Annotated in this window: 20 protein-coding genes; 8 read left to right on the top strand and 12 right to left on the bottom strand. The window is 71.3% G+C overall.

Going from position 1 to position 20,415, the window contains the following annotated elements; genetic code table 11:
- Position 1: 1 nt before the first annotated feature.
- Genes RR3_RS07250 through RR3_RS07240 form a run of 3 tightly spaced genes read right to left on the bottom strand, consistent with a single transcriptional unit; the run spans position 2 to position 2,841 of the window.
- Positions 2-970 (bottom strand): phosphate/phosphite/phosphonate ABC transporter substrate-binding protein, encoded by a 969-nt coding sequence (locus RR3_RS07250; RefSeq protein WP_048771991.1) that lies wholly within the window; start codon positions 968-970, stop codon positions 2-4.
- Positions 971-1,000: 30 nt separating this feature from the next.
- On the bottom strand, positions 1,001-1,678 hold the full coding sequence (locus tag RR3_RS07245; protein WP_048771993.1) for a phosphonatase-like hydrolase: 678 nt from the start codon (positions 1,676-1,678) through the stop codon (positions 1,001-1,003).
- A 32-nt stretch (positions 1,679-1,710) separates the two neighbouring features.
- Positions 1,711-2,841 (bottom strand): TIGR03364 family FAD-dependent oxidoreductase, encoded by a 1,131-nt coding sequence (locus RR3_RS07240; RefSeq protein WP_040274403.1) that lies wholly within the window; start codon positions 2,839-2,841, stop codon positions 1,711-1,713.
- Positions 2,842-2,937: 96 nt separating this feature from the next.
- Between RR3_RS07240 and RR3_RS07235 the strand changes: the two genes are divergently transcribed.
- Positions 2,938-3,654 (top strand): GntR family transcriptional regulator, encoded by a 717-nt coding sequence (locus RR3_RS07235; protein ID WP_064065664.1) that lies wholly within the window; start codon positions 2,938-2,940, stop codon positions 3,652-3,654.
- A gap of 24 nt (positions 3,655-3,678) precedes the next feature.
- Here RR3_RS07235 and RR3_RS24840 read toward each other — a convergent pair whose 3' ends face one another.
- The gene (locus RR3_RS24840; RefSeq protein ID WP_017679440.1) at positions 3,679-3,837 is read right to left on the bottom strand and encodes a hypothetical protein; all 159 of its coding nucleotides are present in this window, start codon (positions 3,835-3,837) and stop codon (positions 3,679-3,681) included.
- A 170-nt stretch (positions 3,838-4,007) separates the two neighbouring features.
- Here RR3_RS24840 and RR3_RS07230 point away from each other — a divergent pair, with 170 nt between their 5' ends.
- Genes RR3_RS07230 through RR3_RS07220 form a run of 3 tightly spaced genes read left to right on the top strand, consistent with a single transcriptional unit; the run spans position 4,008 to position 6,520 of the window.
- The gene (locus tag RR3_RS07230) at positions 4,008-4,934 is read left to right on the top strand and encodes an AEC family transporter (protein ID WP_029539917.1); all 927 of its coding nucleotides are present in this window, start codon (positions 4,008-4,010) and stop codon (positions 4,932-4,934) included.
- Positions 4,935-4,957: 23 nt separating this feature from the next.
- Entirely contained in the window at positions 4,958-5,350 is a 393-nt protein-coding gene (locus tag RR3_RS07225; protein WP_064065665.1) for a hypothetical protein, read from the top strand.
- Positions 5,351-5,353: 3 nt separating this feature from the next.
- The gene (locus RR3_RS07220; protein WP_017679437.1) at positions 5,354-6,520 is read left to right on the top strand and encodes an MFS transporter; all 1,167 of its coding nucleotides are present in this window, start codon (positions 5,354-5,356) and stop codon (positions 6,518-6,520) included.
- 51 nt (positions 6,521-6,571) lie between these two features.
- Here the strand turns inward: RR3_RS07220 and RR3_RS07215 are convergent, their stop codons facing one another.
- Both RR3_RS07215 and RR3_RS07210 read right to left on the bottom strand, forming a co-directional pair.
- Complete coding sequence (locus tag RR3_RS07215; protein WP_064065666.1) at positions 6,572-8,509, bottom strand: vWA domain-containing protein; 1,938 nt, start codon at positions 8,507-8,509, stop codon at positions 6,572-6,574.
- Positions 8,509-9,894: a sigma 54-interacting transcriptional regulator gene (locus RR3_RS07210; protein WP_010593030.1), complete on the bottom strand. Its 1,386-nt coding sequence runs from the start codon at positions 9,892-9,894 to the stop codon at positions 8,509-8,511. The genes RR3_RS07215 and RR3_RS07210 overlap by 1 nt, the downstream gene beginning before the upstream one ends.
- 144 nt (positions 9,895-10,038) lie before the next feature.
- Here RR3_RS07210 and RR3_RS07205 point away from each other — a divergent pair, with 144 nt between their 5' ends.
- The 3 genes from RR3_RS07205 to RR3_RS07195 all read left to right on the top strand — a co-directional run bounded on the left by RR3_RS07205 (position 10,039) and on the right by RR3_RS07195 (position 12,145).
- Entirely contained in the window at positions 10,039-10,611 is a 573-nt protein-coding gene (locus tag RR3_RS07205; RefSeq protein WP_040274396.1) for a DUF4126 domain-containing protein, read from the top strand.
- Between the two features lie 22 nt (positions 10,612-10,633).
- Positions 10,634-11,593, top strand: coding sequence for an alpha/beta hydrolase family protein (locus tag RR3_RS07200; RefSeq protein WP_064065667.1), 960 nt, complete (start codon positions 10,634-10,636; stop codon positions 11,591-11,593).
- A 315-nt stretch (positions 11,594-11,908) separates the two neighbouring features.
- Positions 11,909-12,145, top strand: a complete 237-nt coding sequence (locus tag RR3_RS07195; RefSeq protein WP_006945013.1) for a hypothetical protein — start codon at positions 11,909-11,911, stop codon at positions 12,143-12,145.
- A 27-nt stretch (positions 12,146-12,172) separates the two neighbouring features.
- Here the strand turns inward: RR3_RS07195 and purH are convergent, their stop codons facing one another.
- From purH to RR3_RS07175, 4 genes are all read right to left on the bottom strand, one after another.
- Positions 12,173-13,738: a bifunctional phosphoribosylaminoimidazolecarboxamide formyltransferase/IMP cyclohydrolase gene (gene purH, locus RR3_RS07190; RefSeq protein WP_064065668.1), complete on the bottom strand. Its 1,566-nt coding sequence runs from the start codon at positions 13,736-13,738 to the stop codon at positions 12,173-12,175.
- Positions 13,725-14,339 (bottom strand): phosphoribosylglycinamide formyltransferase, encoded by a 615-nt coding sequence (gene purN, locus RR3_RS07185; RefSeq protein ID WP_010593034.1) that lies wholly within the window; start codon positions 14,337-14,339, stop codon positions 13,725-13,727. The genes purH and purN overlap by 14 nt, the downstream gene beginning before the upstream one ends.
- An 87-nt stretch (positions 14,340-14,426) precedes the next feature.
- Complete coding sequence (locus RR3_RS07180; RefSeq protein ID WP_064065669.1) at positions 14,427-16,082, bottom strand: cell division protein PerM; 1,656 nt, start codon at positions 16,080-16,082, stop codon at positions 14,427-14,429.
- A 66-nt stretch (positions 16,083-16,148) separates the two neighbouring features.
- Complete coding sequence (locus tag RR3_RS07175; protein WP_064065670.1) at positions 16,149-17,405, bottom strand: DUF5336 domain-containing protein; 1,257 nt, start codon at positions 17,403-17,405, stop codon at positions 16,149-16,151.
- A 107-nt stretch (positions 17,406-17,512) separates the two neighbouring features.
- On the opposite strand from RR3_RS07175, the gene RR3_RS07170 reads away from it, so the two are divergent.
- The gene (locus RR3_RS07170) at positions 17,513-18,136 is read left to right on the top strand and encodes an IMPACT family protein (RefSeq protein ID WP_017679430.1); all 624 of its coding nucleotides are present in this window, start codon (positions 17,513-17,515) and stop codon (positions 18,134-18,136) included.
- An 81-nt stretch (positions 18,137-18,217) separates the two neighbouring features.
- Here the strand turns inward: RR3_RS07170 and sucD are convergent, their stop codons facing one another.
- Both sucD and sucC read right to left on the bottom strand, forming a co-directional pair.
- Positions 18,218-19,120 (bottom strand): succinate--CoA ligase subunit alpha, encoded by a 903-nt coding sequence (gene sucD, locus RR3_RS07165; RefSeq protein ID WP_010593038.1) that lies wholly within the window; start codon positions 19,118-19,120, stop codon positions 18,218-18,220.
- Positions 19,121-19,135: 15 nt separating this feature from the next.
- Entirely contained in the window at positions 19,136-20,305 is a 1,170-nt protein-coding gene (sucC, locus tag RR3_RS07160; RefSeq protein ID WP_010593039.1) for an ADP-forming succinate--CoA ligase subunit beta, read from the bottom strand.
- Positions 20,306-20,415 lie beyond the last annotated feature (110 nt).

Below are 20,415 nucleotides of genomic sequence, written 5' to 3'. Positions count from 1 at the left end.
TTCAGCCCTTGCACTTGTCGGATTCGGTCAGGGCGCACACCTCGCGCACGCCCTCGTAGTCGGCGTCGGTCGCGGGGACGACGCCCCATGCCCGTTCGTCGGTGATACGGCACTCGCCCTCGCACAGTCCCGCGCCGCGCATGTGATCGGCGTTGGCCTTGTCGACGAAGATCGCGCGGAGCCGGTCGACGACGTCGGCACCGAGCGAGTTGCTCGCCACGAACAGCGAGCCGGCGATCGTCTCGGACTCCCAGACCTTCTTCAGTTCGCCTTCCTCCAGGTCACCGCTGGCGATCATGGTCTCGTCGACCATGGTGTCGAAGGCGAAGCCCGCATCGCAGTCGCCGGCGGCGATCGCGAGGGCCGACGCGTCGTGGCCGCCCGCGTAGACCGGGTTCACACCGGCGGCGACGGCCTGCTCGGTGCCGGATTCGACGACGCCGGCCTCGATGAGTCCCGCGGAGGGGTACAGGAATCCGGACGTGGAGCCCGGATCCACGAAGCACACGTCCTTGCCGGCGAAGTCGTCGATGCCGTCGATCTCGGTGTTGTCGGAGCGGGTGAGGCCGTAGGACCGGTAACCCGGCTCTCCGCCGGGTTCCTGGACGACGGCGCCGAGCGGGCTGACGGCGGCGCCGTTGACGCCGGCCACGACGTAGGCGAACGGACCGAAGAAGGCGAGGTCGACGTTGTCGGCGATGATGCCCTCGACCACGCCGGCGTAGTCGGAGGCCTGCACGAACTCGACCTCGGCGCCGGTCTCGCGCTCGAGGAGCGCGAGGAGCGGATCGTAACTGGCCTGCAGATCCGCCGAGTTCTCCGCGGGAATCGCGGCCAGGGTGAGCTTCTCGGGGAAGCCCTGAGCATTGACGGCGTCGGGATCGGAGCCGCCGCAGGCGGTGAGGGTGAGAGCGAGGCCGGTCGCGAGCGCGGTCGCGGCGACCGTGCGGCGGGAGAAGTACGGGTGCATGTCGGGAGTCCTCGGGGTCGGAGGTGTCGGTCAGGACTGCAGGAGCAGATCGGGCAGGTCGGCGACGGAACCGACGATGTGGGTGGCCCCGGCGTCGCGCAGCGTCTGTTCGTCGTGGGCGCCGGTGCGGGTGCCGACGACGACGGAGGCGCCGGCGCGGCGCCCGGAGAGAATGTCGCCCACGGTGTCGCCGACCACGGCGACCTCGCGCACGTCGTCGATCTCGGCGCGCAGCAGCGCGGTGAGCACCAGGTCGGGGTACGGCCGGCCGCGACCGGCGTCGGACGGTGCGAGGGTGAGGTCGGCGAGGTCCTGCCAGCCGAGCGCCGAAAGCAGCCGGTCCTGGGTGGCGCGGCTGAAGCCGGTGGTGAGCGCCACGACGAGCCCGGCGTCGCGCAGCCGGGTGATCGCGTCCGCGGCTCCGGGGATCGGCTCGACCTCGCCGGCGTCGACGAAGTCGTCGTAGGCACGTTCGAAGGCGGCGTTGGCGGCGCGGGCGCGCTCCTCGGAGCCGAACAGGGACCGGAAGACGACGATCTTGGACCGGCCCATCGTGTCGAGTACGTAGCGCCGGGCGGCGTCGCGTTCGGGTCCGTCGGTGGGCAGTCCGACGCCGGTGGCGGCCGCGTCGAAGGCGCGCAGGACGAGGCCACCGTCGGCGACGGTGGTGCCGGCCATGTCGAGCACGGCCAGTCGGATGACAGTCATCGGTACTCCGGAATGGTTGCGAGAGAGGATGTTCAGAGACTCAGGAGGTCGGCGGTGCACTCACCGAGGTAGGGGCCGAGGGTCATGCCGCGGCCGCCCGGTCCGGCGATGATCCAGACGTCGTCGTCGACGCGGGCACGGTGGACGAGTTCGGTGGGATCGAGGCACTGGCTGTAGACCCCGGCCCACCGGCGCACCACGGGCGGGAGCCGGCGTCCGAGCAGCTCCTCGGTGACGGTGACGAGGTGCTCGTACGGGGCCTCGTCGACGTCGAACGCGAACGGTTCGTCGTACTCGTGCGTGTCGCCGAGGGTGAGCCCGCCGTCGAGGCGCTGCACGCACAGCAACTGCATGCGGTGCTGCTCGGCGGTGAGCGCCTGCGGTTCGCGCGCCTTCAGCTCGTCCAGCGCGGCCCCGGCGAATCCCGGGTAGTAGCGCAGGCTGTCGCCGTCGGCGACGGACGTGGTGAGCTTTTCGCCGAGCGGTGCGGTCTGCATCATCTGCAGACGCACGCGGCGCAGGGGCAGGTCGCCGCCGAGTTCGCGGGCGAGACCGGACAGGGTCGCCCCGGGGCACACGAGCACGAGGTCGGTCTCGTGGACGGTGCCGTGGTCGTCGCGCACCTGCACCGTGCCGTGGGCGGTGCGGGTCACGCTGCGGGCCTCGGTCTCCGGCCGGAAGCGGTACCGCCCGGAGGTGGCGAGGTGCCACCGGATCGCGGGCAGAGCGACGCGGGATTCGACGGCGGCGTCGGTGCTGCAGTGCAGGCCGGCGGCGAACTTGCCCCGGAGGGCGGGGTTGAGCCGGCGGATCGCTTCGGCCTCGAGCAGGGTGAAACCCCGGTCGCGGGCGTCGGCGCGGTCGGCGGCCGCCCGGGCGACGGCCACCTCGGCGTCGCTGCGGAGAAGGGTGATCGAACCGTTCTCCCGGAAACCGATGCCGGGGACGCGGGCGCCGAGGTCGGCCCACAGCTCGCGGGAGCGCAGGGTGGCGGCCAGTTCGTCCTCGGTGCGCCCGGAGACCCACACGAGGCCGAAGTTGCGGACGGTGGCGCCCCGGGCTTCCGGCTCGCGTTCGAGGTGGACGACGTCGTGTCCGCGGCGGACGGCGGCGTCGGCGTGGGCGGTGCCCAGGATGCCGCCGCCGATGATCAGGATTCGCATGACCCGAGCCTGAGTGATGGTCTAGACCAATAATGGGACGGCAGGCGAACGCCCGGTGAACAATTGGTATAGACCAGAATCCGGTACGATTCGACCGTGCCAGAAACCGCTCGCGAGACCCGGGTCCCCAAGCACCAGATCGTGCGGCATCAGGTCACCGCCCTGCTCGACGAGCTCTCCGTCGGCGACCCGGTGCCCTCCGAGCGTGAACTCGCCAGCCGGTTCGACGTGGCCCGGGAAACCGTCCGCCAGGCGCTGCGCGAGCTCCTCGTCGACGGCCGCATCGAACGCCGCGGCCGGGGCACCGTCGTCGCGAAGCCCAAGATCCTGCAACCGCTGATCATCGGTTCCTACACCGAGGCGGCCCTCGCGGAGGGCCGGAGCGCGGGACGCATCCTCGTCGGCTGGACCGACCTCGCCGCCGACCCCGACCTCGCCGCGGTCCTCGCGATCGCCGTCGGCGATCCCGTCCTCGAACTCGAACGCGTCCTGCTCACCGACGGCGTCCGCGTCGGACTGGAACGGACCCGCCTGCCCGCCGCCCGCTTCCCGGGACTCGCCGACAGCTTCGACGCCACGTCGTCGCTGTACGCGGCGATCCGCGCACGCGGCATCGCCTTCGCGCGCGCGGTCGAGTACATCGAGACCACCCTGCCCGACGCACGCGAGGCGGCGCTCCTCGACGCCGACATCCGCACGCCCATGCTCCTGCTCAACCGCGTTTCCTACGATCGGCACGAGGCACCGATCGAGCAGCGGCGCTCGCTCTACCGTGGGGACCGGATGACGTTCGTCGCCACGGTGACGCCCTGAGCCGTTCCCGGGGCCCGGCAGACCTCACGAACCGTCGTCGCCCCAGACGCCGAGATGCTGCAGGACCAGTTCCTGCCGCCGTACGAGCCGCTCCGAGAGCGTCCAGTCCGCGTGCTGATACCGCGGATGCTGGGCCAGCGCGATGACGTTGGCCGGGGGATGAACAATCGGGTCGGTCGGCATTTTTTCAGCATCGCAGATTCCCGGCCCCGGTGCCCGGTCGGCGTCCGTTCACGGGCGTCTCACCGGGCGGGGCGACAAGGGCGGAATGTGCCCCGTGCCGTTACCGCCGGTAAGGTTCTCGGTCTGGCGTGCAGCGCCTGCATATCGTGTGCTTTCGAAGGGTTGTGTCGGTGTCGGGCGTGATCGCGGGATTCAGCGTCATCTTCGTGATCATCGCGATCGGATTCGTACTCGGCCGGACGGGCACGCTCGGGCCCGAGGCCCAGTTCGTGCTCAGCCGGATGGTGTTCTTCGTCGCCACCCCCGCGCTGCTGTTCGACTCGCTGGCCACCTCCGACCTGTCGGTGATCTTCTCCCCCACCCTGTACGTCGCCGCAGCCACCGCGTTCGCCGTCGCCGCGCTCTACCTCGTCGTCGCGAAGCTGTGGCTGCGCCGGCCCCTGCCGGAGCTGACGATCGGCGCGCTTGCCGCCTCGTACGTCAACTCCGCCAATCTCGGCATTCCGATCGCTGTGTTCGTCCTCGGCGACGCCTCGTTCGTCGCGCCGCTGCTGCTGTTCCAGATCGTGCTGTTCTCCCCCATCGCCTTGACGATGCTGGACCTGTCGACGATGCGCCCCGGCGCGTCACGACGGGAGACGATCACCGCCCCGTTCAAGAACCCGATCGTGCTGGCGGGCGCGGCCGGACTCGCCGTCGCCGTCGCCGGCTGGACGCCGCCTGCCGCGCTGATGCAGCCGTTCCACCTCCTCGGTGGCGCCTCCGTACCGGGTGCCCTGCTCGCATTCGGCCTGTCGCTCCAGGGGGTGCGGGTGCTCGAGAAGGGCACCAGCCCGCGCCGCGACGTCGCGCTCGCATCGGTGCTCAAGATCGTGGTGCAGCCCGTCCTCGCCTACGTCATGGCCCGGCACCTGATGGGCCTGGACGGGCACGAACTCTTCGCGATCGTCGTGGTGGCGACGCTGCCGACCGCACAGAACGTGTTCGTCTACGCGAGCCGCTACGGCCGCGGCATGGTGCTCGCCCGCGACGCCGCGCTGGTCACCACCCTCGCCTCGATCCCCGCGATCGGCGTCGTCGCCGCGCTCCTCGCATGACGGGCGCGGCTAGGTTGAGAGCCATGCGATTGCCGGTGCTCGCCGTGTGCTGCGTCCTGGCCGGCGCGTGCGGTCCGGGCGGCGCCGACGTCCCCGCCCTACCGGAGGAACCGACACCGGTGGGGGCGACGGTCTTCACCGCCCGCGACGACCTCGTCGAGCCGCACCCGATCCCGCTGCGCTCGTGGACCCGAGTGGACGACGACCGCATCGCCGTCCACTTCGAGACCGGCACACCCGCGTGTTTCGGAGTCGACGTCACCGTCGGCGAGTCCGACTCCGCCGTGACGGTGGCGTTGCGTGGCGGCACCCTGCCGGAGGCGGTGGACCGGGCGTGCATCATGATCGCCGTCACCGGTGTGCTCGAGCTGACGCTGCAGGCACCGCTGGCCGACCGGATCGTGACGGCCGGCTGACCGATGTCCCGCATCCCCCGGCACTGGCTGCTGCTCCTGTGCACGGCGACGGCGCTGCTGCATGCGACGTTCCAGTCGGTGCGCGTCCTCGTCTCCTACCGCGTGCTCGCCCTCGGCGGCGACGCGGCCGTGATCGGCGTGGTGACGGCCCTGTTCGCCCTCGTCCCGCTGGTCCTGGCGGTGCAGCTGGGCCGGGCCGTCGACCGCCGGCACGCGGCGGGGATTCTCCGGGGCGGTGTCGTGGTGTCGGTGGCCGGTGCGCTGATCATCGCGGTCAGCCCGGACCTGTGGGTCCTCGGCCTCGGCAACACCGTCCTGGGTCTCGGTCAGCTTCTGGTGACGGTGTCCGGACAGGCGTTCGTGTCGATCCTGTCGCCACCGGGTGAACTCGACCGCGGCTTCGCGGGCATCACCCTGGGAGTGTCGGTGGGTCAGGCGATCGGGGTGCCGCTCGCCGGCGTGATCGCCGCGGCGAGCAACGGGGACACCGTCGAGACCACCCCGGCGTTGCTGGTGATGACGGTCCTCGCCGCGGCAGCCCTGCCGTTCGTCGTCGGCCTGCGCGAACCGCCCGGCTCCGGTCGCGCCCCGGGCGACGCGCCACCGCAGTCGGTGCGGTCGATGCTGGGCACACGCGGGATGAAGCCCGCGATGTTCTCGAGCCTCGTCGTGCTGGCGTCCGTCGACATCGTGGTCGCGTACCTGCCGCTGCTCGGGGAGGAGTTCGGCTTCGGGGTGCTGTTGGTGTCGGCCCTGCTCACCGCCCGCACCGTCGCGTCGATCGTCTCGCGTGCGGTGCTGCCGTGGGCACTGCGGACGATTCCGCGGCGACGTCTGCTGCTGTCGGCGACGGCGTGCACGGCCCTGCCCGTCGCGGCGCTGCCGTTCCTGCCGAACCCGTGGGCGCTGGGGATACTCCTGGCGATCTGCGGTGCCTTCTGGGGGTTCGGGCAGCCACTGACCATGACGTGGGTCGTCGAGCTGGTGGCACCGGCGGACCGGGCGTCGGCGCTGGCCGTGCGCCTCACCGGCAACCGTCTCGGCCAGGTGTCGGTGCCGTTGGCAGCCGGCGCGATCGCCGGCGTCGCCGGCACGGCGTCGGTGTTCCTGGTGACCGCGGGACTGCTCTCGACCGCCGCGGTGAGCACCTGGCGGGCGCTGCGCCGGTAGCCCGTGCGCGTTTCCGGTAGTTCCCGCTACCAGAATCGCGCACGGGGCGGGTCAGCGGCGGCGCAGCCGCACGTAGTCGCCTACGACGGCGGCCCCGAGGCCGTCGACGTCCGGCGCGACGACCCGGCCACCGACCCGGCGGGCCATCCGGTCGACGATCCGCGCCAGCCCGGGATCGTCGCCGAGCCGGAAGATCGTCACGTGCGCCCCGACGCGGGCGAGATGGTCGAGCTCACGGACCGTCATGCCGAGCGTGCGGGCGCTGGGCGGATAGTCGAACGCCGCGTAGCCGTCCGCCTCGAGATGCGCGGTGGGCTCACCGTCGGTGACCACCAGCACCACCGGCTGGGCATTGGAATGCCGGCGCAGGTGCCGGCCGGCCAGCATGAGCGCGTGGTGCAGGTTCGTGCCCTGCTCGTACACCCCGTCCAGTCCGGCGAGTTCGGAGGCGGTGACGACGCGGGCGTGCCGGCCGAACGCGATCAGCTGCAGCGCGTCGCCGCGGAACCGGGTCGAGACCAGGTGGTTGAGGGCCAGGGCCGTGCGCTTCATCGGCACCCACCGGCCGTCCATCACCATCGAGAACGACGTGTCCACCAGCAGCGCCACCGCCGCCTGGGTGCGCTGCTCGGTCTCGACGACCTCGACGTCGGTGACATCCATCCGCACCGGGATCTGCGCGGGGGCGCGCAGGGTCGCGTTGGTGAGGGTGCGCACCACGTCCCACGGCTCGGTGTCGCCGAACTCCCACGGGCGCGACGCCCCGGTGGGCTCACCGGTGGCCCCCGCCCGGCGGGTCTCGCGCTGCCCGCCCCGGGTGGACAGCTGGTCCATGACGTCGCGCAGCGCGGTCCGGCCGAGTTCGCGCATCGCCTTGGGCGACAGGCGCCACTGCCCGTCGGCGCCCCGGTCGAAGAACCCCTGCCGCTGCAGTTCCTTCTCGAGCTGGGCGAGCGTGCGCGCATCGGCCGCGGCGTCGTCGCCGAGCTGGCGGGCCAGCGCGTCGAGGTCGATGTCGTCGAGGGAGGCGCCGGCGTACTGCTGGGAGAGCTGCTCGGCGAGTGCGTCGAGTTCGGCGACGTCCTGCAGCGCCCCCGTCGCTTCGCCCAGGCCCATTCCCCGGTCCCCTCGGAACCGCTCCGACCCGGTCCAGTCCTCCCCCGGGCGGGCGGCACGCAGGTGCGAGTCGAGACGGTCGAGCTGCGACATCAGGCTCGGCGAACCGAACGCCTGCTGAGCGAGGGCGTCGAGCTCGTCGCGCTGTTCCTGGCTGAGCGAGTTGCGCAGGCGCTGCGCCGCCGCCGCGCGCTGGGCCAGCGAGTCGAGCAGTTCCTCCACGTTGCCGGGATTCTCCGGGAAGAAGTCGCCGTGTTCGGCCATGAACCGCTCGAAGTCCTCCTGGGTGTCCTCCCCGCGGGAATGCTTGTCCAGCAGATCGTTCAGATCCTCGAGCATGCGGTTCACGCGCTCACGGTCCTCGTCGGTGGCACCTTCGAGGGCCTGCTTCATCCCGGCGAACCGCTGGTCGAGCACCTCGCGGCCCAGCAGGTCACGGATCTTCTCGTAGTCCTCCCGGGCCTGCGGGCTGCGCCAGTCGTAGTCGGCGAGCTCCTGCACGGCCTGCGCGGTGGAGGCGGGCAGTTCCTCGATCCGCATCTCCGCGAACCGGGCGTCGTCGTCGAGTGCGCGTGCGAGGGCCTTGCGTTCCTCGAGGACGGCCCGGTCGAGCAGCTCACGCACCTCGCGCAGCGTGCCGTCGAGGTTCGTCCGGTCCAGCAGCTCCCGCCGACGCCGATTCGCCTGCGCCGCAAGGCGGTCCAGCCCGCGCATCGAGCCGTGACCGCGGCGCAGCAGTTCCCGCAGCGCACGTCGCGGCGAACTGCCGGCCAGCACGTCCTCGCCGATCGCGGCGAGGGCCTCACGCAGATCCACCGGCGGGGCGAGGGGGTCGCCGCCGTCGTAGGGCCCGTACCGCGCGCCCCGGCTCATCAGGAGTACACCGCGGCGCCGTCGTCGTCGGCGTGCTTGGCGATCCGCCGCGCGAGGTAGAGGCCCTCGAGCGCGAGTTCGGCGGCGGCAGCCCGCGTTCCGATGTCCTCCGCGCCGAGCCGCTCGGCGACGACGTCGAGGACGGGCAGGTCGGGCAGTTCGTCCAGCAGCGCCTTGGCGGTGATCCGTTCCCCGGTCACCACCGGCTGTCCCTGCTCGACGGCGGTGACGAGCGGGCCGAGGTTCACCCCGGCGAGCCGGGTGCGGGCGGCGTCCGCGGTGGCCCGCCTCAGGAGGTGATCGAGGACCTCGAATTCCCTTCCCTCCTCGCCGGATTCGAACTCGACCTTGCCCCGCAGCACCTCCACGACGGTGCCGAGGTCGACGGGACGTGCGACGGGGTCGGCCTCGCCGAGCACGGCGCCGCGACGCATCGCCGCGGCGGCGACGGTCTCGGCGCCGGCGACGGCGAAGCGCGCCGACACACCGGAACGCTGGTCCACCGAGGTGGATTCACGCAGCAGGCGGGTGAAGCGGGCGAGGATCTCGAGCAGGAAGTCCGGGACCCGGGCCTGCAGCTGCGCCTCCTGCTCGATGACGGCGATCTCGTCGTCGAGCTGCGTCGGGTAGTGGGTGCGGATCTCGGCGCCGAACCGGTCCTTGAGCGGGGTGATGATCCGGCCGCGGTTGGTGTAGTCCTCCGGATTGGCGCTGGCGACGAGCAGGACGTCGAGCGGGAGCCGCAGCGTGTACCCGCGCACCTGGATGTCGCGTTCCTCCATGACGTTGAGCAGCGAGACCTGGATGCGCTCGGCGAGGTCTGGCAGCTCGTTGACGGCGACGATGCCGCGGTGGGCGCGCGGCACGAGACCGAAGTGGATGGTCTCGGGGTCGCCGAGGCTGCGGCCCTCGGCGACCTTGACGGGGTCGACGTCGCCGACCAGGTCGGCGACGGAGGTGTCGGGGGTGGCGAGTTTCTCGGCGTAGCGTTCGCTGCGGTGCCGCCAGGCGACGGGCAGGTCGTCGCCGAGTTCGGCGGCGCGGCGGATCGAGGCGGGGGTGATCGGGTCGTAGGGGTGCTCGCCGAGTTCGGAACCGGCGATCACCGGTGTCCACTCGTCGAGCAGCAGCGGCAGGGTGCGCAGCAACCGGGTCTTGCCCTGCCCGCGTTCACCGAGCAGCACCACGTCGTGGCCCGCGAGCAGCGCACGTTCGAGTTGCGGAACGACGGTGTCGTCGAATCCGACGATGCCCGGCCACGGGTCGAGGCCGTCGCGCAGGGCGGCGAGCAGGTTCTGCCGGATCTCGTCCTTGACGGAGCGGTGCTCGTGTCCCGAGGCACGCAGCTCTCCGACGGTGGACGGCCTGAGTGTGGGTGACGTCACCCCTCCCAAGGTACGAGCGTTCGGTGATTTCGGCACCTGCAGCCGCGGCGATGCCCCACCCGGAACCGGGCGCCGTACCGGCAGCTCTTCCCGGATCGGGTCGTGCCGGAGCGCGCTGTCGGCACCGATCCCTAGACTCCCGCCATGGACACCTGGCTCCTCGCGGCACTGCTGGGCATCGGGCTGGCCGCCGCCACCGGCCTGCGCACCTTTCTCCCGCTGCTGATGCTCGGCACCGCAGTGCACTTCGGCCTGTTCGGAATCGCGCTCAACGAGTCGATGCAGTGGGTCGGGTCGACGGGCGCGCTCGTCGCCCTGGCGATCGCCACCGTCGTCGAGGTCGGCGCCGACCTCGTCCCCCTCGTCGACAACGTCCTCGCGGCCGTCGCGACCGTCGTGCGGCCCGTCGCGGGCGCGCTGGCCGCCTGGGCGGCGTTCGCCGATCTCGACCCGGCGATGGCCGCTCTCGCCGGCATCGTCGTCGGCGCCCCGACCGCGATGGCGGTGAGCACTGTGCAGACCGGCACCCGCGCGGCGAGCACGGTCACCACCGCGGGACTCGGCAACCCGGCGCTGTCGCTGCTCGACGACCTGCTGTCGTTCGTCACGTCGCTGATCGCGCTCGTCGTCCCGCTGCTCGTCGTGCCCCTGCTCGCGGGCTTCGCGTGGGCCGTCCACCGCGGGTATCGACGGCTGAGCCGCCTGCGGACGGTCTGACCGGTTCTGATAGACACGACGCATGGCGGACACCGACATCTCCTTCTGCAGCGGCGACGTGACCCTGCACGGCAGCCTGCGCGTGCCCGCCGCGAGCGACGGAAACGTCCCCGCCGTGCTGCTGCTCGCCGGCAGCGGTCCCACCGATCGCAACGGCGACAGTGCGCTGCTGCCCGGCCCGATCGGCACGCTGCGCCACCTCGCCGACGTGCTCGAGCGCAACGGCTTCGCGAGCCTGCGCTACGACAAGCTCGGCAGCGGTGTGACCGGCCTCGGCCCGTACGACGTCGCCGACGTCGCCGACCTCGGGTTCTCCACGTTCATCGACGCCGCCACGGACGGCCTCCGGTTCCTCGCCGCGCAGCCGGGCATCGACGCCGAGCGGCTCTACGTGGTCGGGCACAGCGAGGGCGCCCTCATCGCCCTCACCCTCGCCGACGCCGGTGCCCCGGTCGCAGGCATCGCGCTGCTCGAGCCCTTGGCCGTGCGGCTGCTGGACTTGCTCACCGCCCAGATCGACGCCCAGCTCGACGCGGTCGTCGACGCCGGTCAGCTCCCGATCCAGGTCGCCGACGAACTGCGCCTGGCCCTCGCCGGCGCCGTGGAATCGCTGCGCGCCGACGGCACCCTCAGCGACACCCTGCCCGAGCCGCTGCGCAACGCCGGTCTGGTCTCGGCCAACGCCAAGGCCCTTGCCGAGGAGGACGCGCTCGATCCGCGGATGCTCGCGGCTCAGCTCGAGGGCGGGCTGCCGGTGCTGACCAGCGTCTCGGCGAAGGACATCCAGGTGCGGGTCGAGGACGTCGACGCCCTCGACTCGGCGCTCGTGCACACGAACCTGACGTCCCTGCGCCTGCACCGGTCCAACCACGTGCTCAAGGACATCGGCGACCAGCAGTCCACCGGTGCCGACTACATCGCCGATCTGCCCTTCTCCGACGAGTTCACCCGCGGTTTCGAGGCGTGGCTCGCCAAGCTCTGACCCCTCGCCCGAGACGGGCGGAACACAAGAGATGTCAGATTCGCTTTACTCGGGTATGGTGTCCGGTTAACCCGTAGGAACACACGAGAAAGGTACGGTCCGATGCGAGACGACAAGGTCATCGCGGCGAAGTCGATGCGCGTTGCCGTACCCAGCTGGTGCCGACACACCTACGCGTACTTCCACTTCGCCAAGTGGCGACCCCGGGAATGAGTCGACGACTCGACCGATTCCTTCTCGGGCACCCGGGCACATCGCCTCGGGTGCCCTTTCTTTTCCCCGCATACCGATCTTGTCCAGTAAGAGGAGAACACGATGAAACTGCGACTCGGCGCCACCGGCGCCGTCCCCAAGGACCTGCCCGACGATCTCACCGGTCACGCGATCACGATCGACCTGAGCCACGTCGGCACCGAACAGGCTGCGGCCGCTGCGGACCTCATCCGCGAACTGCTCGACCGCGGCGCCGCCCGGCTGGTCATCTCCGACGCCCGCGACGCCGCGCCGCGGACGGTGACCCGCCCGGCGACCGGGCACCCGCACGCAGCCTGACCGGCGCGTGCGGGCGGCCGGCGTCGCTCAGTGCGCGAAGTGGCGTGCGCCGGTGAGGTACAGGGTCACGCCGGCCTCGCGAGCGGCCTCGATGACCTCGTTGTCGCGCACCGAACCGCCCGGCTGCACGACGGCCCGGACACCGGCCTCGGTGAGCACCTGCAGGCCGTCCGCGAACGGGAAGAACGCGTCGGATGCGGCGACGGATCCGACGACCCGGTCCCCGGCGCGGGAGACCGCGAGCCGGGCGGAGTCCACGCGATTGACCTGCCCCATGCCGACACCGACGGTGGCGCCGCCCGCGGCGAGCAGGATCGCGTTGGACTTCACGGCCCGGCAGGCACGCCACGCGAACTCGAGATCCGCGAGGGTCTCGGCGTCGGCGGCCTCGCCGCAGGCCAGCTCCCAGTTCGCGGCCGAATCGCCCGGCGCGGTGAGGGTGTCGCGCTCCTGCAGCAGCATTCCGCCGGAGATCTGCCGCAGTTCGATCTGCGCCGCCTGCGGCGAGTCGGCCCGCAGAATGCGGATGTTCTTCTTGCGGCTGAGCACCTCGACCGCGCCGTCCGCGTAGCCGGGGGCGATGATCACCTCGGTGAAGATCTCGGCGACCTGCTCGGCCATCGCCACGCTCACTTCACGGTTGACGGCGATCACGCCGCCGAACGCACTCACCGGATCGCACTCGTGTGCCTTGCGGTGCGCCTCGGCGACGGACTCCGCGACCGCGATCCCACACGGGTTGGCGTGCTTGATGATCGCGACGCACGGCCGGTCGTGGTCGTGCGCGGCGCGCCAGGCCGCGTCGGCGTCCTGATAGTTGTTGTACGACATCTCCTTGCCGTGGAACTGCTCGGCCCGCGCCAGACCCGGCTCGCCCGCCTCGTTCACGTACAGCGCCGCCGCCTGGTGCGGGTTCTCGCCGTAGCGCAGCACGGCCGCGCGCTCCCACGTCGCACCGGCCCACGCCGGGAACTGCTCGGCGGTGTCGGCCTCCCCGGCGGCGTAGCCGGCGTTCATCCAGCTCGCCACCGCCACGTCGTAGGCGGCGGTGTGCTGGAATGCCTGGGCGGCAAGGGCTTTGCGCTGCGACAGGGTGAAACCGCCGCCCTTGACGGCGTCGAGCACGTCGTCGTAGCGGGCCGGGTCGACGACCACCGCGACCGACGGGTGGTTCTTCGCGGCGGCACGCACCATGGACGGGCCGCCGATGTCGATCTGCTCGACGCACTCGTCGGCGGTGGCGCCGGAGGCGACGGTCTGCGTGAACGGGTACAGGTTCACCACGACCAGTTCGAACGCCTCGACACCGAGTTCGGCGAGCTGATCGAGATGATCCTGCTTGCGCGTGTCGGCGAGGATGCCGGCGTGCACCCGCGGGTGCAGCGTCTTGACCCGGCCCTCGAGACATTCGGGGAATCCGGTGAGGTCCTCCACCTTGGTGACGGGGATTCCGGCGCCGGCGATGGTGGCCGCCGTGGACCCGGTGGAGACCAGCGCGACACCCGCCTCGTGCAGGCCCGTCGCCAGTTCGACCAAACCGGTCTTGTCGTAGACGCTGACGAGTGCGCGTCGCACAGCCTTACGTTCGGTCACTGGGGATCACGGCCTTTCGTCCATCGGATACAACTCCACGGGTGGCGACGGCGGCGACCACGTCGGCCAGCAGTCGTCGCTCCACAACCTTGATGCGTTCGTGCAGGGTGGCCTCGTCGTCGTCGTCGAGGACCGGCACGGGTTCCTGCGCCAGAATGGGACCGGTGTCGACACCCGCGTCGACCAGGTGCACGGTCGAGCCGGTGACCTTCACCCCGTAGGCGAGGGCGTCCGGCACGGCGTGTGCGCCGGGGAACGCGGGCAGCAGCGCCGGATGGGTGTTGACGATGCGGCCCCCGAACCGGTCCAGGAAGACCGGCCCCAGGATCTTCATGAAACCGGCCGAGACCACCAGGTCCGGCTCGTGCGCAGCGACGGCGTCGGTCAGGGCGCGGTCCCACGCGGCCCGGTCCGGGTGCTCGCGCAGAGCGACACGGACATGGGGAATACCGGCGGCCTCCGCATGCCCCTCGGCGGCACACTCGCGGTCCACTCCGACGGCGACGATCCGGGCGGGATATCCGTCCGTGTGCGTCGCGTCGATCAGCGACCGCAGCAGGCTGCCGGTGCCCGAAGCGAGGACGACGACCCGTGCCGGCACAGTGGGCGGCAGCTGGTCACGCGAGGCAGTCAGCGCTCTACTCCTGGAACTCGAGAGGGGGCGGCCGGAGGCTCGGCCGGGTAGAGCCTAGCCCTTGGGGGGTGTGGCACCCTCCGGCAGGTCGCCGTTGGGCTCCGGTGGCGCGCCGGCATCCCGGTCCCTCTCGACGGGCCGGGCCGGCTCGTCGGCCGCGTCCTCGATCGTCGCGTCGACGACGTCCGTACGTTCGGCCACAGGGTCCTCGGTGTCCGGGTCCTCGGTGTCCGGGTCCTCGGTGCCCGGGTCCTCGGCGACGGCCGCATCGTCGGCGGCCGAGGGGTCGTCCTCGACGATCTCGGCGTCGAGCACGGCGGCGACCGGTGCCGCCTCGAGCGCCCGGACGTCGTCGTCGGGGTTCTCGTCCGGCTCGTCGCCGGGGCCCTCGGCCGCCTCGTCGCCGGGCTCCTCGTCGGCGAGCTGCTCCCCGGCGACCTCGTCATCGGCGAGCTTCTCCTCGGCGGCCGACTGCCGGGCGGCTTCCACCGCAGCCAGGCGGTGCTCGCGCCAGAGCAGCAGCTGCGAGGTGACGAGGCCGAGCAGTCCCGTCCACGCGAACACCAGCACCCCGGCCAGCCACCAGTTTCCGCCGACCACACCGAAGACCCCCAGCGGGCCACCGGCAGCCCACGTGGCCAGCGCGGTCGCCGCACCGGCGAGCGCCGCCGCAGCAACCACCGTGAGGGCGGCGTCGGTGGACGACACGCGTTCCCCTCGGGCGCGTGCCTCGAGGTGGCACCGGGCGACGTACCGCCCGAGCAGCGCGCCCACCGTCGCGGGGACGGCGAGCAACACGGGCCAGAACGGCGCGGCCGGTCCCGGTGGGATCACGGCAAGCACCGGCAGGGCAGGCAGGTCCCCGCCGGTCGCCTCGAACAGGCTCAGGCGCACGTCGCCGAACTGCACCGTGCTGCCGGTCACCACGGCGGCGGCCCCGATCAGCACGTTGGGCAGGTACAGCACCGACAACACCGTCAGCCCGAGGGCGCCGACCGCTCCCCCGCCGCGGCCGATCAGGTCACCGACCACGGTCCACGACCACAGCAGCGCGAGCACGGTCACCACCCCGCCCGCGGCGAACATCCCCAGCACCGTCCGGGCCGCGGGACGCACGGCGGCGACCAGCCAGTTCGGCACCCCGTAGCGGGACGCCAGCGGCCGCCACGTCCGGGAACCGATGCCGAGCCCGGCCCCGACCAGGTACAGCGCGGTCACCCACGCCAGCGCGGACGCGGGATTGGGGGTGACGACAGGCAGGACACTTGCCGCATCCTGGATCACGATCAGTGCCGCCACCGTGATCACCGTCGGACCGGCGAGGGTGGCCGCCGCGATGCGCGAGGCGTTCCGGCGATCGAGCGGACGGCCACCGAGGGCGACGACACCATCGGTGGCCGACCGTGCGGCCCGAGCGGTCAGCCACACCAGCACCGCTGTCGGCAGCAACGGCAGCACCCCCAGCGGTACCCCGTCGATCGTCAATGTCACCTGGTGCAGGGCCAGCCAGCTGCCCGCGATGGCCGCGTAGATGCCGGTCAGGTCGCTGCTCGCGGCCACCATCGTGGTCACCACCAGCGTGGCGATCAACGCGAGGGTCACTGCCGGCACCTTGGCCGCAGTGCCGAGCAGGATCCGCAACTGCTCCGGTTCGACCGGGGTGTCTTCCGGGGTCGTGTGCCGGTCGGACCGGCCTAGCGTCGAGGTCATCGTGTCGAGAGTGTCACCCGGCGACGATCGGGACGGTCAGGCGCGCCGCAGCATGTGCGGGAGCCCTCACCGCGGTTCGTCGCCGGGACGGAACGCCTGCGTCGGCGCCGGATCCGACGTCCGCTCGGTGTCCCCCTCCGAGGAACGGCCGGTGGCCTCGCGCTCAGAGTCTGCGTCCCGGGGGGCGAGCACCGTCGGCTCGTCGACGTCGCCGCCGGCAGACTCGCCCGTCCGACCGGCGGGACCCGGAGTCCCCGCACCGTACGGCGCCTGCGCGCCCGTCGGGGTGTAGGCCTGCTGTCCGGGGTGCTGGCCCTCGGAGTGCTGCCGGTCGACGCGCAGCGGCTGGCTCAGGTGTTCGGTCTGGGCGCCGGCGTCCGGGCTGGGGTAGTGCTCGCGCGGCTGCGCCCCCGAGTACTGGGTGCCGGGGTACTGGCCCCCGGCGTACTGGCCGGAGGGGTACTGGCCGGACGGGTACTGGCCCGACGGGTACTGGCCCGACGGGTACTGACCGGACGGGTACTGACCGGACGGGTACTGACCCGAGGGGTACTGCGCCTGCTGGTAGCCGGGGTACTGCGCCGAGGTCCCGGACGGGTAGGCCGAGGATCCGGAAGGGTACCCGGAGCCCGGCGTTCCGTATCCGCTCGCCGTCGCGCCGGGAGCGTAACCCTGCCCCCCACCGGCACCCTGCGCACCGTAGCCCTGCGCACCGTAGCCCTGCGCACCGTAGCCCTGCGCTCCGGCACCCTGCGCTCCGTAACCCTGCCCGCCGTAACCCTGGCCGCCGCCCTGGCCGCCGAACGACTGCGCGGGCGAACGACGCTGGCCGGGCACCAAAATCCCGATCCCGAAGAGCAGCGCCATGAGCGCGAGCGCGGTCTGCAGGAAACCGAGGACGAGGATCGACACCCCACCCCAGGAGATGCCGGTGTCGTCCGGGAGGTGGAAGAGCTGGAACAGCGACACCACGAAGCCGACCGCGGAGGCCGCCACCGCGACGGAGCGCAGGTCCTGACCCGGCAGCAGCGACAGCGCAGCGGCCGCGCCGCCGAAGAGCAAGAAGGCCAGCGGGACGACCGCGAACCCGAAGTCGAACGACGACAGCGCGACCTGGGTGCCGAAGGAGATGCGCACGTACGGCGCCAGGCCGAGCAGGAAGTTCAGCACCGCCAGCACCGCGACGGCGATCGGCAGGAGCAGCGGCACCACCTTGTCGGAGACGCCGCGGGCGGCGGACCCGGGTCCTGCCCCGGTCGACGACCCCGAGGGGCCTGCCGGGTTGTCGGACCGGCCCGTTCCCGAGCCTGCTGGGTAGGTCATCGCTCCTCCTGATGTCGTCGGCTGCTCTGCGACCAGCCTAGGCACGATCACCGTGGGCGGCAGGAGTCCCGCGAATCCGGCGAATCCCCACCGGCGAGAATGTGCCCATGCCCAGCACCCTCGAGCCCGGACCGGACGTCGTCGCCGAGACGGAGATCAAGCACTCCCGCTTCCTCGCCGTGCTGCGCCGCGTCGACTCGGACACCGCCGCGCTCGCCTTCGTCGAAGAACAGCGGCGGCTGTATCCCGATGCGCGGCATCATTGCTGGGCCTTCGTGGTGGGCGACGAGCCGGCGCACCGGGCGGAGCGGTCGAGCGACGACGGGGAGCCGGGTGGCACGGCCGGGGTGCCGATGCTGCAGGTGCTGCACCACCGCGACCTGGTGAACGTCGCGGTGGTGGTCACCCGATGGTTCGGGGGCATCAAGCTCGGCGCGGGCGGACTGGTCCGAGCGTATTCGGGTGCGGTGGCGGTTGCGGTCGACGCGGCGACGCTGGTGCCGCGGGAGCGGCGGGAGGTGTTCACGCTGGCGGTGGGGCACGGTGATGCCGGACGCGTGGAGTCGGAACTACGGGGCCGCGGAGTGAGCGTGCTCGACGTGTCCTACACGGAGCGTGTCGTCTTCACCGTCGCGGCGCGGGATGCGACCGACCTACAGAGCGTGGTGGCGTCGGTGACGGCCGGTGCGGGGGAACTCGTGCCCGTCGGCACCGAATGGGTCGACGGGTAGGCAGCGGAGCCGCCGGTGTGTCCTTTGGGCTGCCTGGACCGCCCAAAGGACACACCGGCGGCGAAGCCGCTCCGCTCTGTTCTAGAGCGACTGCAGGATCTCGCGCGCGAGAGCGGCGGTCTCGGACGGCGTCTTGCCGACCTTCACGCCGGCCGCCTCGAGGGCGTCCTTCTTGGCCTGCGCGGTGCCCGAGGAGCCGGAGACGATGGCGCCGGCGTGGCCCATGGTCTTGCCCTCGGGAGCGGTGAACCCGGCGACGTAGCCGACGACCGGCTTGGTCACGTTCGCCTTGATGTAGTCGGCCGCGCGCTCCTCGGCGTCGCCGCCGATCTCGCCGATCATGACGATGAGCTTGGTCTCGGGATCCTTCTCGAACGCCTCGATGGCGTCGATGTGGGTGGTGCCGATGACCGGGTCGCCGCCGATGCCGATGGCGGTCGAGAAGCCGAAGTCACGCAGCTCGAACATCATCTGGTAGGTCAGCGTGCCGGACTTCGACACCAGGCCGACCGGGCCCTTGCCGGAGATGTTGGCCGGGGTGATGCCGACCAGCGACTCGCCGGGGGTGATGATGCCGGGGCAGTTGGGGCCGATGATCCGGGTCTTGCTGCCCTTCTCGACGTTGTAGGCCCACGCGTACGCGGTGTCCTGCACCGGGATGCCCTCGGTGATGACCACGAGCAGCGGGATCTCCGCGTCGATGGCCTCGATGATGGCGTCCTTGGCGAACTTGGGGGGAACGAACGCGATCGAGACGTCCGCGCCGGTCTCCTTCATCGCCTCGGCGACGGTGCCGAAGACGGGCAGCTCGACGGCGGAACCGTCGGCCGCGGTGTGGGACACCGTGGTGCCGGCCTTACGGGCGTTGACGCCGCCGACGACCTGGGTCCCGGCCTTGAGCATCAGGGCGGTGTGCTTGGTGCCCTCGCCGCCGGTGATGCCCTGGACGATGACCTTCGAGTCCTTGTTGAGGAAGATAGACATGTTCTCCGTGTGTCCTTACTTCGCGGCGTACGCCAGCTCGGCGGCCTTGTCAGCGGCCTCGTCCATGGTTCCGACCAGCGTGACCAGCGGGTGGTTGGCGTCGGCCAGGATCTTGCGGCCGGCCTCGACATTGTTGCCGTCCAGACGGACGACCAGCGGCTTGTTGGCCTCGTCGCCGAGGATCTCGAGCGCCTTGACGATGCCGTTGGCGACGGCGTCGCACGCGGTGATGCCACCGAACACGTTGACGAACACGCTCTGGACCTGGGAGTCGTTCAGGATCACGTCCAGGCCGGCGGCCATGACCTCGGCCGAGGCGCCACCGCCGATGTCGAGGAAGTTGGCGGGCTTGACGCCGCCGTGCTTCTCACCGGCGTACGCGACGACGTCGAGGGTCGACATGACCAGACCCGCGCCGTTGCCGATGATGCCGACCTGACCGTCGAGCTTGACGTAGTTCAGGTCGTGCTCCTTGGCCTTGGCCTCGAGCGGATCGGTGGAGTCCTTGTCCTCGAGCTCGGCGTGCTCGGGGTGACGGAAGCCCGCGTTCTCGTCGATGGTGACCTTGCCGTCCAGGGCGAGGATCTGATCGTCGGGGGTACGCACGAGGGGGTTGACCTCGACCAGGGTGGCGTCCTCGGCGACGAAGACCTCCCACAGCTTCTGGATGGTCACGGCCGCGGCGTCGAGCACCTCGGCGGGCAGGTGGCCCTGCTCGGCGATGCTGCGCGCGAACGCGAGGTCGACACCCTTGACGGCGTCCACGGACACCTTGGCGAGACGCTCGGGCTTGGTTGCCGCGACCTCTTCGATCTCCATGCCGCCCTCGACCGAGCACATGGCCAGGTAGGTGCGGTTGGCACGGTCGAGCAGGAAGGAGATGTAGTACTCCTCCGCGATGTCGCTGGCCTCGGCGACCAGCAGCTTCTTGACGATGTGACCCTTGATGTCGAGGCCGAGGATGTTCTCGGCGTGGGTCTTCGCATCCTCGGGGGTGGCGGCGTACTTCACGCCGCCGGCCTTGCCACGACCACCGGTCTTGACCTGGGCCTTGACCATCACAGGCTTACCGATTTCCTCGGCGATAGCCTTGGCATCGTCGGCCGTGTCGGTCACACGACCCAGCGACGTCGGCACACCATGCTTGGCGAAGAGTTCCTTCGCCTGGTATTCGAAGAGATCCATCTGCTCACCGTCTCGTCTGCGTTGACGCCCGCTCGAGGGGTATGAGCGGGTCCGTTCGGACTGTAACTAGTCGGAAGTCCCACCAAACGCCCGCACTCCTGGTATGTGTC

The organism is Rhodococcus ruber NBRC 15591 (assembly GCF_001894945.1).
Lineage (GTDB): Bacteria > Actinomycetota > Actinomycetes > Mycobacteriales > Mycobacteriaceae > Rhodococcus > Rhodococcus ruber.
The sequence above is the reverse complement of the archived record's forward strand: the minus strand, read 5'-3'. Positions and strand labels throughout refer to the sequence as shown.

What these genes read in the sequence shown, in the direction of transcription:
- RR3_RS07225 (WP_064065665.1), top strand. Translation starts at nt 4,958, where the DNA reads ATGCGATTGCCGGTGCTCGCCGTGTGCTGCGTCCTGGCCGGCGCGTGC.
- RR3_RS07240 (WP_040274403.1), bottom strand. Translation starts at nt 2,841, where the DNA reads ATGCGAATCCTGATCATCGGCGGCGGCATCCTGGGCACCGCCCACGCC.
- RR3_RS07220 (WP_017679437.1), top strand. Translation starts at nt 5,354, where the DNA reads ATGTCCCGCATCCCCCGGCACTGGCTGCTGCTCCTGTGCACGGCGACG.
- RR3_RS07175 (WP_064065670.1), bottom strand. Translation starts at nt 17,405, where the DNA reads ATGACCTACCCAGCAGGCTCGGGAACGGGCCGGTCCGACAACCCGGCA.
- RR3_RS07250 (WP_048771991.1), bottom strand. Translation starts at nt 970, where the DNA reads ATGCACCCGTACTTCTCCCGCCGCACGGTCGCCGCGACCGCGCTCGCG.
- RR3_RS07205 (WP_040274396.1), top strand. Translation starts at nt 10,039, where the DNA reads ATGGACACCTGGCTCCTCGCGGCACTGCTGGGCATCGGGCTGGCCGCC.
- sucD (WP_010593038.1), bottom strand. Translation starts at nt 19,120, where the DNA reads ATGTCTATCTTCCTCAACAAGGACTCGAAGGTCATCGTCCAGGGCATC.
- RR3_RS07245 (WP_048771993.1), bottom strand. Translation starts at nt 1,678, where the DNA reads ATGACTGTCATCCGACTGGCCGTGCTCGACATGGCCGGCACCACCGTC.
- RR3_RS07180 (WP_064065669.1), bottom strand. Translation starts at nt 16,082, where the DNA reads ATGACCTCGACGCTAGGCCGGTCCGACCGGCACACGACCCCGGAAGAC.
- sucC (WP_010593039.1), bottom strand. Translation starts at nt 20,305, where the DNA reads ATGGATCTCTTCGAATACCAGGCGAAGGAACTCTTCGCCAAGCATGGT.
- RR3_RS24840 (WP_017679440.1), bottom strand. Translation starts at nt 3,837, where the DNA reads ATGCCGACCGACCCGATTGTTCATCCCCCGGCCAACGTCATCGCGCTG.
- RR3_RS07215 (WP_064065666.1), bottom strand. Translation starts at nt 8,509, where the DNA reads ATGAGCCGGGGCGCGCGGTACGGGCCCTACGACGGCGGCGACCCCCTC.
- RR3_RS07170 (WP_017679430.1), top strand. Translation starts at nt 17,513, where the DNA reads ATGCCCAGCACCCTCGAGCCCGGACCGGACGTCGTCGCCGAGACGGAG.
- RR3_RS07195 (WP_006945013.1), top strand. Translation starts at nt 11,909, where the DNA reads ATGAAACTGCGACTCGGCGCCACCGGCGCCGTCCCCAAGGACCTGCCC.
- RR3_RS07200 (WP_064065667.1), top strand. Translation starts at nt 10,634, where the DNA reads ATGGCGGACACCGACATCTCCTTCTGCAGCGGCGACGTGACCCTGCAC.